9 protein-coding genes are annotated in these 12,142 nt (G+C 59.7%); 7 read left to right on the forward strand and 2 right to left on the reverse strand.

Features of this window, described 5'->3' with window-relative positions; genetic code table 11:
- The first annotated feature begins 53 nt into the window (after positions 1 to 53).
- The 7 genes from IEY28_RS08185 (at position 54) to IEY28_RS08215 (ending at position 8,931) form a co-directional block, all read left to right on the forward strand.
- Complete coding sequence (locus IEY28_RS08185) at positions 54 to 1,115, forward strand: GDP-mannose 4,6-dehydratase (RefSeq protein WP_188996245.1); 1,062 nt, start codon at positions 54 to 56, stop codon at positions 1,113 to 1,115.
- Entirely contained in the window at positions 1,112 to 2,080 is a 969-nt protein-coding gene (locus tag IEY28_RS08190) for a GDP-L-fucose synthase family protein (protein ID WP_188996247.1), read from the forward strand. The genes IEY28_RS08185 and IEY28_RS08190 overlap by 4 nt, the downstream gene beginning before the upstream one ends.
- Positions 2,081 to 2,110: 30 nt before the next feature.
- On the forward strand, positions 2,111 to 3,886 hold the full coding sequence (locus IEY28_RS08195) for an ABC transporter ATP-binding protein (protein WP_188996249.1): 1,776 nt from the start codon (positions 2,111 to 2,113) through the stop codon (positions 3,884 to 3,886).
- Positions 3,887 to 4,026: 140 nt separating this feature from the next.
- Positions 4,027 to 5,301 (forward strand): hypothetical protein, encoded by a 1,275-nt coding sequence (locus IEY28_RS08200; RefSeq protein ID WP_188996251.1) that lies wholly within the window; start codon positions 4,027 to 4,029, stop codon positions 5,299 to 5,301.
- A gap of 2 nt (positions 5,302 to 5,303) precedes the next feature.
- Entirely contained in the window at positions 5,304 to 6,764 is a 1,461-nt protein-coding gene (locus IEY28_RS08205) for a sulfatase family protein (protein ID WP_188996253.1), read from the forward strand.
- Between the two features lie 58 nt (positions 6,765 to 6,822).
- Positions 6,823 to 7,638 carry an O-methyltransferase gene (locus tag IEY28_RS08210; RefSeq protein WP_188996255.1) on the forward strand — a complete coding sequence of 272 codons (816 nt, stop codon included), beginning with the start codon at positions 6,823 to 6,825 and terminating at the stop codon, positions 7,636 to 7,638.
- Positions 7,639 to 7,692: 54 nt separating this feature from the next.
- Positions 7,693 to 8,931 carry a glycosyltransferase family 4 protein gene (locus tag IEY28_RS08215; protein WP_188996257.1) on the forward strand — a complete coding sequence of 413 codons (1,239 nt, stop codon included), beginning with the start codon at positions 7,693 to 7,695 and terminating at the stop codon, positions 8,929 to 8,931.
- A 12-nt stretch (positions 8,932 to 8,943) separates the two neighbouring features.
- Here the strand turns inward: IEY28_RS08215 and asnB are convergent, their stop codons facing one another.
- Positions 8,944 to 10,836: an asparagine synthase (glutamine-hydrolyzing) gene (gene asnB / locus IEY28_RS08220; RefSeq protein WP_188996259.1), complete on the reverse strand. Its 1,893-nt coding sequence runs from the start codon at positions 10,834 to 10,836 to the stop codon at positions 8,944 to 8,946.
- A 61-nt stretch (positions 10,837 to 10,897) separates the two neighbouring features.
- Positions 10,898 to 12,100, reverse strand: coding sequence for a glycosyltransferase family 4 protein (locus IEY28_RS08225; RefSeq protein ID WP_188996261.1), 1,203 nt, complete (start codon positions 12,098 to 12,100; stop codon positions 10,898 to 10,900).
- Positions 12,101 to 12,142: the final 42 nt, after the last annotated feature.

A 12,142-nucleotide genomic window follows, 5' to 3' on the forward strand; every position in this document is an offset into this window, starting at 1 on the left:
AGTACCTCAGTAACCAGAAACTACAAGCCCGCTTGTACGCTTGCATCGGACGAATGGATCTCGACGCTCGTTTCGACGAACGGCCGGTGTTCGTCACCGGTGCGGACGGTTTCGTCGGTTCACACCTCACTGAACGCCTCGTCGACGCCGGCGCGAACGTACACGTGTTCGTCCGGGCCACCTCTAGCGGCGAACTGCGGAACGTCCGACACCTCCGAGACGACATCACGGTCCACCGGGGTGACCTCCGGGATAAGCACTCCGTCTCACAGGCACTGTCTGCGCTCGACGAGTACGACGAGAGCATCGTCTTTCACCTCGCGGCGCAGGCCCACGTCGGCGAGTCGTGGGAGCGACCCTACGAGACCGTCGATACGAACGTTACGGGGACGCTGAACCTCCTCCAGAGCATCGTGGATCTCGACCTCGACATCGCGAAGTTCGATACTGCCGGGACGAGCGAGGAGTACGGCAACGTCGACAGTCAGGTCGCTGATAAGCACGACTACCACGACGACGGCCGGGTGATGCTCAACGAGCGCTCGCCCGTCAACCCGAAGTCCATCTACGCCACCTCGAAACTCGCCGCCGACTTCCTGACGATGAACTTCTACGACGCCTACGGGCTGCCGGGCGTCACCACCCGGATGTTCAACAACTACGGCCCGCGACAGAACCCCCGATACATCACGGGGACCATCGTTACGCAGGCCCTCGAACGGGACATCGTCGAACTGGGCAACCTCACGCCGAAACGCGACATGTGTTACGTCTCCGACGGCGTCCGCGGACACATGCACGTCGCACTCGACGGCAATCCCGGCGAGGAGTACGTCTACGGGTACGGCGAGAACATCTCGATGCGCGAGTGGACCGAGACGATTCTCTCGGTCGGGACCGAATCGGGGTACTGGGACGACCCCGAAATCGTCCAGAGCGAGGACCGCTATCGGCCGGGCGACAGCGACGTCGAGGAACTGCTGGTCGGCTACGAGAAACTCAACGAGGAGACTGGCTGGGAACCCGAGGTTAGCTGGCGTGAGGGTGTCCGCCGGACTATCGAGTGGTACGCGAACAACAAACCGAAGTGGTACGGTCGGGTCGACTGGCGATGACCGACGACTACTGGGCCGGGAAGACGGTGATGGTGACCGGCGGCGCGGGCTTTCTCGGCAGCCACCTCGTCGAGGACCTCCGCTCACGGTCGTCCGACGTAGAGGTGTTCGTCCCCCGCAGCGACGACTACGACCTCAGAGAGAAAGCGGCCATCCGACAGGCGTTCGTCGAGTCTGACGCCGACGTCGTCCTCCACCTCGCCGCGACGGTCGGCGGTATCGGTGCCAACGCAGAGAACCCCGGCCGGTACTTCTACGACAACGCCGTCATGGGCATCGAACTGCTCGAACAGGCCCGTCAGTTCGACGTCGAGAAGTGTACGATTCTCGGGACCATCTGTTCGTATCCGAAACACACCGAGGTCCCCTTTAGCGAAGACGACCTCTACGACGGCTATCCCGAGGAGACCAACGCTCCCTACGGCATCGCGAAGAAAGCCCTGCTGACCCAGTCCCGGGCCTACCGCGACCAGTACGACTTCGACAGCATATACCTCCTCCCGGTGAACCTCTACGGGCCGCGAGACGACTTCGACCTCGAAACCGCACACGTCATCCCCGCCATCGTCCGGAAGTGTATCGAGGCCCGCGAGGCGGGGGCCGACAGTATCACCGCATGGGGAACCGGTGAGCCAACACGCGAGTTCCTCTACGTGGAAGACGCCGCCGAGGGTATCTTAGACGCGACGGAACGCTACGACAGCAGCGACCCGGTGAATCTGGGCAGTGGGACGGAGATATCCATCCGCGAGTTGGTCGAGACCATCGTCGAGATGACGGGGTTCGATGGCGAGGTGGCGTGGGACACCTCGAAACCCGACGGACAACCGCGGCGACGCCTGGATACGTCCCGCGCTGAAGAGCGGTTCGGATGGGAGGCGTCGACGGACTTCGAGGAGGGACTGGAGCGGACCATCGAGTGGTACGAGGCGCATCGACCTGTCGAGGAAGGGGCGTTTTATTGAGCCCCCTCCTGTGTTCAACGAGTAGCAACGATGTCTTCGTCTATCTCTTTCCGAGACAAAATCGATGCGATCCGAACTATCTCCGGATTCCGTCCGTTTCTGTCTCTCGCAATCGTTCTCCTGAGTGCAGTGGCAGCGCTTCTTGAGGGGGTTGGTCTATCGTTCCTCGTTCCGATCATTCAACTCGCAGAGGGTGGCAGTGCTACACAACCCGATGGTATCACTGCGGTGTTCTTCCGTGCGTACAGAATACTCGGCATCCCCTTCTCACTGGAGTCCGTTCTTTTAGGGGTTGCAGCCGTCATTGCAGTCCGATATACGGCATCGTTTCTCGTCGCATATCTTCGAACAGTCCTGGGTCTGACCTTCGTTCGGTCCCTCCAGCGAGATATCTTCGATGACGCTCTCAGCGCCCGCGTGGCATACTTTGACACTCACGGCTCCGACGAAATCCTGAACGCGATAATCACCCAGGCGGAGTACGGGAGTGACGCGATCAACCGACTCGTTCGGTTCGTCGAACAGTCCCTCATAGCGCTTATCTACCTCTCCATCGCGGTGTATCTCGCGCCGGTTTTAACTATCGGCTCTGGCATCATCCTCGGCGTCCTAGTGTTTGTCGTCCGGCGGCGTGTGGGGAGTGGCTACGCCGCTGGGTCTGACGTCGCTGATGCCAACGAACAGGTGCAACACGCTGTCCAGGCAGGCGTCCAAGGGATACGTGACGTGAAATTGTTCGACCTCGAATCCGAACTGTTCGATAGTTTCGAGACGGCGGTAGACCGGTACGTCAGCGCCTCGGTTCGGATTCGGCGTAACGCCGAGGCGATGGACAACTTCTATCAGATGATAACGGCGTTTACCGTCTTTGCGCTCATCTATACTGCCGTCACCGTCGCCTCCCTCTCGCTGGCGCGATTGGGTGTGTTCCTCTTCGCCGTCTTTCGACTCGCCCCACGCGTAAACACGCTCAACAACCTCCTGTACGAACTGGACAGTCGTCTCCCGCATCTCGTTCGGACACAGCGCTTCCAGAGACGGCTTGACGCACAACAGGAGGTCGACACAGACGGCATCCACCCGCCGATACCGACATCTGAGATCGCGTTCGAAGATGTATCGTTCGCGTACGACGACGAACGTGTCTTAGATGAGGTGTCGTTCACCGCGAAACGTGACGAGTTCGTGGCGTTCGTCGGCCCGTCTGGTGCTGGGAAGTCGACCGTCGTCTCCTTGGTCGCCCGTCTGTACGAACCAGATACTGGCCGTATCACTGCAGACGGGACGCCGATAACCGAGTTCGATATCGACGCTTGGCGCGACCGTATCGCGGTCGTCAGACAGCAACCACACGTGTTCAACGACACGTTGCGGTACAACGTCACTATCGGGAACCGAGATGCATCACAGGCCGAGGTTGACGAGGCCTGTGAAATCGCGCAGGTATCCGAGTTCCTTGACGACCTTCCGAGTGGGTACGAGACCGAACTCGGCGACGACGGCGTCCGTCTCTCTGGGGGCCAACGCCAGCGCATCGCCATCGCTCGCGCACTGCTGACAGACGCCGATTTCCTCGTGTTCGATGAAGCGACGAGCGACCTCGACACCGCGCTCGAAGCGAGGGTTCATTCAGCCCTCGAAGCGATGGACAGAGAGTGTGGCCTGTTGGTCGTCGCACACCGACTGTCGACAGTTAGCAGTGCCGACACGATACATGCGATGCGCGACGGGCGAATCGTGGAGTCCGGGACCCATACAGAGTTACTCGACCAAGACGGACTCTACACGATGCTCCACGAGAGCTAGGTCCGACTGCACTCCCCCGAACCGGGCGGAAATATCAATCCTGATGGCCGCAGGGATACAGTTACCACCGGGGAACGCAGTATGGATTCACGTTAACAGTGACTGTTCGATTCGATGACCAGCGTCCGGATGGGTATGAGATGAGCGACGCCGTCTCTATCCGCTTCGAGACGCCATCCACCCACAGCCACTTCTTCGGCTACTACGACAAGTCGCCACTTGACGCGACTGGGTCTCGCCTTCTCTGTCACCGGACCGACTTCGACGGCCGACCGATCACCGCCGACGACACGGCGACTGTCGGTTACTGGGACCTCGAAACGGAGCGGTTCGTCGCCCTCGGCGAGACGGCCGCGTTCAACTGGCAACAGGGGGCGATGCTCCAGTGGCTTCCACCTGACTACGAATCCCGTGTGCTATACAACGACCGGGCCGACGACTCGTTCGTCTCTGTGCTGGTCGACACCGAAACCGGAACCGAACGGCGACTTCCACGACCGATATACGCCGTTCACCCCTCCGGAGAGTTCGCCCTCGCTGCGAACTACGAACGTCTCTATCACTGCCGACCCGGCTACAACTATCGGGGTATCGACCGACAGAAGTGGGATCGACCGATGCACGAGGATGACGGAATCTACAGGGTCGACCTGGATACGGGTGCCACCGAACAGATACTGAGTACACCCGAAGTCTGTAACGTCGATTCGAAACCGGTCTTCGAACGTCGTGACAACTGGCTCGAACACATGCTCTGGAATCCGAGCGGCACTCGGTTCGCGTTCTTCCACCGCTGGGCCGACGGGAACGGCTCGCACGGGACGCGATTGTTCACCGCGGCCCCGGACGGCTCGAACCTCTACATGTTCCCCGACACGGAGTTCTACTCGCATATGGGGTGGCACACCGACGACCGGTTCACCATCTGGACGACGAAGCCATCGGTTTCGCAACGGACCGTCGACACGGTACAGCGGTCACCGACGCTCAAACGACTCGTGCGCCCCGTCTATCGCTTCGCTCGGGACCGCGTTCTCGGTGACCGGGCCGAACGCGCACTCCCCCGACAGGTGTTCGTCGAGTTCCGTGATCAGTCCGAGTCGTTCTCGACCGTCGGTGAGGGTGTTATCGAGGAGAACGGCCACAACACGTGGTCGGACGACGGCCGCTGGATGCTGACGGACACGTACGCAGACGAGGACGCCACCCGACGCCTGTTCGTGTGGGACGATAAACGGGACCGACTCCACACGCTCGGCACGTTCGAAACGGAGTACGCTGGGAGTGTGTATCGCTGTGATCTCCACCCTCGGTGGAGTCACGACGACGACCTCGTCGTCGTCGATTCGGCGCACGAACCGAACCGACAGATGCTCGTGTTGGAACCGGACCTCGCTGCGCTCGCTGATAAGTAATCATGGTAGCAAACGTCATTGTAGTCGTCGTCGACGCATTGCGTGCAGACCGTGTCGGCACTGGGTCTGGCCTTACACCGAACATCGACGCCATCGCGGCCGACGGGACAGCGTTCGAGAACGCGTTCACGTGTTCGCCGAACACGGATCCGTCGCTGACAGCCATAGAGACGGGACGATACCCACTTTCGACGGTGTACCACCACGGAAAACTCGTGACCGACGAGGAGAAACGACGCGTGGAATCCGTGCGGCCGATACAGTCCGTGCTCCGCGACGACGGGTGGCGAACAGTGGTGACTGGCCAACACCTCGGCCGCTGGCACGCCCGAGGGTTCGACCACTACCCCGAAAGCGATCCCGACACCGACACGACCGACTCGCTGGTCCAGACCGCTCACTCTCTGTACCGGGCAGTGGATCGGTACGCCCCGGCCCTCGGAGCGCTTGCTCGTCGATTGTACGACGCCGCGTCCGAGTCGAAACCACAGGCGTTGATACACGAGGACCACTCAGCGACCGACCTCCTGAACCACGTCGACGAGGAACCGTTCTTCGGATTGGTGCATCTCATGGACACCCACATGCCGTATCTCTCGGCCGAGGACGACGTCGAACGACTTCTTAACACGGGGGAGTACGAGTACGGTTCTCTGGACGACCGCTTCGACGACGATGCACTGACTGACGCCCAGCGGACCCGACTCACGAGTATTGCCGAACGCTTCGACGCTCGCGAGGAACTGGGACGAGCGGTCGCTCACTACGACGCCGCTGTCGTGAGCGCGGACCGCAAAATCGGACGGCTAGTTGATGCGCTCCGTGAGCAGAACCGCTGGGAGGAGACTGCGTTGTTTATTACCAGCGACCATGGGGAGTCACTACTGGAACACGGTATCTTCTTCGACCACCACGGGTTGCACGACGCCGTCATGCGGGTTCCGCTCGTCTGTAGTCTCGGGTCCGGCCAGACCCGGAGCGAATTCGTTCAGGAGATAGACCTCGCTCCGACCGTCTACGACGTCCTCGGTGTGGAGAACCGACCGGCGACCGACGGTCAGAGTCTCCGCCCCCTGATCGACGACACGGACGACTGGGACGAACGAGACGCAGTGTATGCCGAGGAGGCCTACACCGAACGTCGGGTTGCAGTCCGGACACCGAGATGGAAGTACATACACCACGTTGAGGACGACGTGCTCGCGTCGGAGCGTGGGTCATCACTTGAGTGCGGTTACTGTGAGACTGTCCACGGTGAGGAAGTGGCTCTCTACGACGTCGAAACGGACCCGTCTGAGACAGCCAATGCCGCCGGTAATCGACCGTCAGTGGTTGCGTCACTGGACGAACGGTACGCGGCGTTCGTCGACGAACTGGAATCTGTCACCGACGAGAACGAACCCGTTGCGTACGCCGACGAGGGCGAAGTCTTGAACCGGCTCCGGTCGCTCGGGTACAAATAGCCGGTCGGTACTGTCGCGACCAGTCACGAACCCCTTGAGGCAGGATTTTTATTGGCCCATGCCGTGGGCCATCTCTATGGGTGTTTTTTCGAGGTTCTACTACAATTTGCCTTCAGGCGTCCGGTCGATTGTCGGGCCCAGATACCGCCAGATTCGGGGTATTTCATCGGCAGAGGAGCGACATGCACAGTTCGTAGACACGTTCTTCGAGGAGCGAGAGTACGCACGATACGTGCGCGAGTTCGATAACGGACCGGTGAGTGAACTGCGTGACGAGGCTCTCGAGGAACTCCAAGAGATGACTGGTTCGGGAGGTCTCGGAAGCATCGGTCTTGACTTTGGCCGTGAGTGCTATGCACTACTGCGGAAACGCAGACCGGAGACCGTTGTCGAGACCGGTGTTTGTAACGGCGTCTCGACACTCTGCCTCCTATTGGCACTACATCAAAACGGACACGGGACACTCCATTCTATCGACTTCCCGTTCTACGCAGACGAATCACTAGCCGAGTTCAAACGGGCGACGTTCGACGAGTACGGCGGTGCCGCGATTCCAAGCGACAAGTCACCCGGCTGGATCGTTCCCGACCGTCTCGAAGACCGCTGGTCACTCACGATTGGAAAGAGTCAGCGGGAACTCCCCGACGTTCTTCAGGAGACGGGTGGCATCGACGTGTTTCTCCACGACTCCGAACACTCGATACCCTGCATGTTCTTCGAGTACGAACTCGCATACGAGTGGCTCGAACCCGGTGGAGTGCTGCTCTCGGACGACATCACCTGGAACGATGCCTTCGAGACGTTCGCTTCCACGCGTGACGTCCAGTCGATGCGCATAACCAACAACACCGGTATCATGCGGAAGTCACAGTGACGTCGCGGCCCCCTGTCCCGCTGTTATTTAGTAGCTTCTCGTTCTCTCCCGATTATGAGCACTGTCCGGCCGTTGCTACTAACGGCGCGTGACGCTGGCGGGGCGGGGACCGCCACCCGTCGAGTCCACGACGCGCTCCAGACCGTCGGCGTCGACTCCCGGATGCTCGTTCGTCGGAAGTCGACGGACGACCCGACTATCGTCGGTCCGAAAGGTCGCTCCGGCAAGGTACTCGCTCGCCTCCGCCCACATCTCGACTCGCTTCCGCTCTCTCTGTACGACCCGTCTCCGGAGTTCTCTTTGAGTTGGCTTCCCGACCGTCTCGACTGCCGAATCGCGGCACTCGACCCGGATCTGCTGCAACTGAACTGGGTGGCTGGCGGGTTCATGGATACCGGCGCTATCGACGAGTTCGACCGCCCACTCGTCTGGCGACTCCCGGACATGTGGCCGCTCACCGGTGGGTGTCACTACGCCGACGGCTGTACACGGTACCGCGACGGTTGTGGCAACTGCCCACAACTCGACAGCGACCACGCAATCGACCCGTCGAGCGTGACCCTTGGCCGGAAGAAACGGGCCGTGGAACGGGCGGACATAACCGTCGTCGCGACCAGTTCGTGGCTCGCGTCCTGTGCCCGTGAGAGTGCCATCTTCGAGGATTGTCCCGTCGAAATCATCCCGAACGCACTCGACACAGCGCGGTTCAAGCCCCGCGATCAGTCCGTCGCCCGAGACCTGTTCGGTCTGCCGCCCGACACACCGCTCGTCCTCTTCGGGTCTGTCGGACCACTCAGCAACGACAGAAAGGGATACGACCTGCTCCGCGACGCCATCGAACAGGTCTCGACACGGTCCGACCAGGCTCCCGAACTGATCGTCTTCGGCGCGAGTGAGCCGGTCGATCCGCCGGATTTCGGCCTCCCGACGCACTACACCGGCTATCTCGACGACGAGGAGAGTCTCGCCCTACTGTACGCTGCGGCCGACGTGATGGTCGTCCCCTCTCGGTACGAAGGGTTCGGACAGACGGTCACGGAGGCGATGGCGTGTGGGACGCCGGTCGTCGCCTTCGACGCGACGGGGCCGTCTGACACTGTCCTCCACGAGGAGACGGGATATCTGGCGGCCCCATACGATCCGACTGATCTCGCACGGGGGATTGAGTGGGTGCTGGCCGACCCGAAGCGTCGGGAGACCCTTGGACAGGCAGCGCGGAACAGGGCGGTCGAACACTATTCGCTGGATGTCGTCGGTGAGCAGTATCGACATCTGTATTCCTCGCTGGTGTGAGGCCACAGTCGGTCACAGATGGCGCTCGACCCACTTCGAAAGCACGACGATAGCCCATGGCTCCTGCCAGTATAGCTCTCCGTTTTCGAAGGATTGGCGAACGTCTCTGGCGGCTGCAGGTTCGAGCTTCGCTCGCTGGAGCAGACAGTCGTCTTCGAACACTGCGTCCAGCACCGGTCGAAGTTCTTCGTTCAACCAGATATCCATCGGGAAGATGAACCCAGTCTTCTCACGGTCGGTTATTGAGGACGGCACTACGTCTTCGACGGCCTCTTTGAGTACTCGCTTCTCGCTGCCGGTCTTCGATTCATCTGGGATGGAGAGAGCGAACTCGGCCAACTGTGTATCGAGAAATGGCACTCGGACTTCCAGTGACTGTGCCATCGACATCGCGTCTGTATCACGGAGTAGTTGATTCTGCATGTACCACGTCAGCTCGGCTGCGGCGACAGCTTTTGTCGTGTTTCTGTCCCACTCGACGTCCTTGCCGATTCGTTCGGACCAGTCGGTCGTCCGCTGTCCACTGGTCAATCGTCGTCGCTGTGCCGTGGTAAACAGTCCCCGGGAGAGGATGTACGCGGCCCCGAACGGGGATTTCGACCTGAGGATGTCGGCAATCTTGTCAGTAGGTTGCTCAGGGAGAAATCGACCAACCCGTTCGACGGTTCGACCCAGGGGGCCTCGGAGTTTGTCCGGAAGCGCCTCAAGCCACCGAAACTGTCGATAGCGTGCGTCGACACCTTCGAACGTCGGGTATCCATACAGTAGTTCGTCGCTTCCGAGTCCCGAGAGAGCGACCTTGATACCGTCTTCGGCCGCGAGTTTCGAGACGAAGTACGTGTTGACACCGTCGACAGATGGCTGGTCCATCGCCGCCACGATGTCCGGCAGTTCGGCCGCTACGTCGTCGGCTGTGACCGACAGTGAGGTGTGCTCCGTTTCGAGGTAGTCAGCCATCTCTTCGGCGAATGTCGTTTCGGAGTACGCGTCCTCCTCGAACCCGATGGAGTACGTTCGGATATCCGCGTCGCTCGGAGCGATCTCACACATGAGGGCAACAATAGACGAGGAATCAAGCCCGCCACTCAGGAAAGCACCTACCGGCACGTCGGACCGCAACCGCAACTGGACACTCTCGGTTAGAAGGGTCCGTAGTCGGTGACTGTACTCCGCATCTGATTCGTCGAACTCCAGTTCGTAATATGACTCTATGTGTGGATCGCTACCGTCACACTCGGAGGTTAGCGTCGAACCCGGCGGCAGCGAACGAACTCCCTCGATGATCGTCGCCGGAGCAGGCACGTAACCGAACGTCAGGAACCCGTCGACTCCGACCGGGTCGAGTGTCCTTTCTGCTATCCCGCTATCCAGCAACGACGTAACTTCGGAAGCGAACGCTACACCACCCTGCCGCGCCGTGTAGTAGAACGGCTTGATTCCGAATCGGTCGCGTGCAGCAAACATCCGGTCGGCGTCCGAGTCGTAGACCACGAACGCGAACATCCCTCGGAAGTGTTCGACGCAGTCCGTACCGTACTCCTGATAGGCTTTCAGCACGACTTCGGTGTCCGTATCCGATTCGAACGTGTATCCGTCGTCGCGAAGTTCCTCCCTGAGTTCTCGATAGTTGTACACCTCGCCGTTGTACACTATCCAGTGACCGTCATCAGTGCACATCGGCTGGTTGCCCGCGGCGGAGACATCGAGAATACTCAGACGTCTGTTTCCTAACAGTACGGAGTGTGAACCGGATGGGAGGGCCGGTTCGTCGGTGACTTTACCAACGCCGTCGACGTACAGCCCCCAATCGTCTGGCCCCCTGTCGGTCAGCGAGCATAGTCCGTCCCACGCAGCGTCGACTGTCACCGTGTCGTCCCAGCCGACGTATCCCCAGATGCCACACATATCTTTGATTCCCGCTCGTCGCCGCTATCCGCTGATGCCTCGTCTGTCGGTCTTCCGTTGGTCAATGCGCCTTGTACTGTGTATACTTTTCTCCCTCGTCGGCATACTCGTATTCGCCGGTGTAGACCTGCACGAGAATTTTGAAGAAGTTCTCGGCAAGCGCTTCGGCGCTGAACTTCGACATGACCTGTTCGCGACATGCTTCTCCGATTTTCCGACGTTCCTCGGGGTTATCGGCGAGAAACTGTAGATGCTCTTTCAGGGTGCCGACATCCTTTTCTGGGAAGACGAGTCCGGCGTCTCCCACTTGGAACGGTAGTGCACCGGAGTCGGATACCACCGTCGGGACTTCCGTCGCCATCGCCTGTACTGGGGAGAGTGGAAACGTGTCTATCCAGTCGTCGGTCGTGTGTGACCCGAGGACATAGCAGTCCATCGCGCGCATGTACCGAGCAACTTCTTTTTGTTCGACGAAGCCCATCATGTGGGCTCGGTGTTCAAACCCACAGTTTGCGATACGGTCTTCCACTTTCCCTCTCATATCACCGTCTCCGACTATGAGTAACCGCCAATCGGTTTCCTCTAACGGCATTGCCTCTATGAGATCGAAAATGCCTTTCTCCTCGACGAGGCGTCCGGTGAATCCGACGACGAACTCGTCGTCGAACCCGAGTTCCTCACGAACTGCGTTTCGGGCCGCCGTATCTGGGTAAAACAAGTTCTCACTGAGCCCGATCTGCGTCTGCATGAATATTGGTCGCTCGAATCCCGCTTGCCGGAGAGACCGCTTACAGCCAGGATAGTGTCCGAGCGCTGCCTCTGCGTTGCGCTCCAAATGCCACCAACGAAGTTTCTGATGCCACTCGTCTTTCGGTACTCCGAGTGCGTTCATAGAGAAGAATATGAACTTGGCGTCGGGACACCAGATATTTCGATACAGCAACCACTGATGATTAACAAAGATGTGTTCCTCGTGAAGTGAATAGATTACGTCTGGCTCAAGCTCTCGGAGTTCGTTGTCTATCGAGCGGAAGAAGTAGCTGGACCAATCCTCTACATCGGTCGTAGGGAGCGTGATGACTCTGAAATTATCTTCGCGAACGGGTTCTGGAGAGAGGACTTCACGTTCGTTGAACCAATAACTCTCCCATCGCTCTGGAACGACTAACGTCACGCTAACGGGATATTCGTCTGCGAGAATTCGCCACCTGTCCCAGACAAGTTCTCGTGATAGGCCGTGTGCTGTGACTAGTAGCTCGATCATCGTATTCTCTCACGAATCATGGATTCGACTCCTACTTAGCTC

The sequence above is a fragment of the Haloarcula pellucida genome, assembly GCF_014647235.1.
Lineage (GTDB): Archaea > Halobacteriota > Halobacteria > Halobacteriales > Haloarculaceae > Haloarcula > Haloarcula pellucida.

What these genes read in the sequence shown, in the direction of transcription:
- IEY28_RS08185 (WP_188996245.1), top strand. Translation starts at nt 54, where the DNA reads ATGGATCTCGACGCTCGTTTCGACGAACGGCCGGTGTTCGTCACCGGT.
- IEY28_RS08190 (WP_188996247.1), top strand. Translation starts at nt 1,112, where the DNA reads ATGACCGACGACTACTGGGCCGGGAAGACGGTGATGGTGACCGGCGGC.
- IEY28_RS08195 (WP_188996249.1), top strand. Translation starts at nt 2,111, where the DNA reads ATGTCTTCGTCTATCTCTTTCCGAGACAAAATCGATGCGATCCGAACT.
- IEY28_RS08200 (WP_188996251.1), top strand. Translation starts at nt 4,027, where the DNA reads ATGAGCGACGCCGTCTCTATCCGCTTCGAGACGCCATCCACCCACAGC.
- IEY28_RS08205 (WP_188996253.1), top strand. Translation starts at nt 5,304, where the DNA reads ATGGTAGCAAACGTCATTGTAGTCGTCGTCGACGCATTGCGTGCAGAC.
- IEY28_RS08210 (WP_188996255.1), top strand. Translation starts at nt 6,823, where the DNA reads ATGCCGTGGGCCATCTCTATGGGTGTTTTTTCGAGGTTCTACTACAAT.
- IEY28_RS08215 (WP_188996257.1), top strand. Translation starts at nt 7,693, where the DNA reads ATGAGCACTGTCCGGCCGTTGCTACTAACGGCGCGTGACGCTGGCGGG.
- asnB (WP_188996259.1), bottom strand. Translation starts at nt 10,836, where the DNA reads ATGTGTGGCATCTGGGGATACGTCGGCTGGGACGACACGGTGACAGTC.
- IEY28_RS08225 (WP_188996261.1), bottom strand. Translation starts at nt 12,100, where the DNA reads ATGATCGAGCTACTAGTCACAGCACACGGCCTATCACGAGAACTTGTC.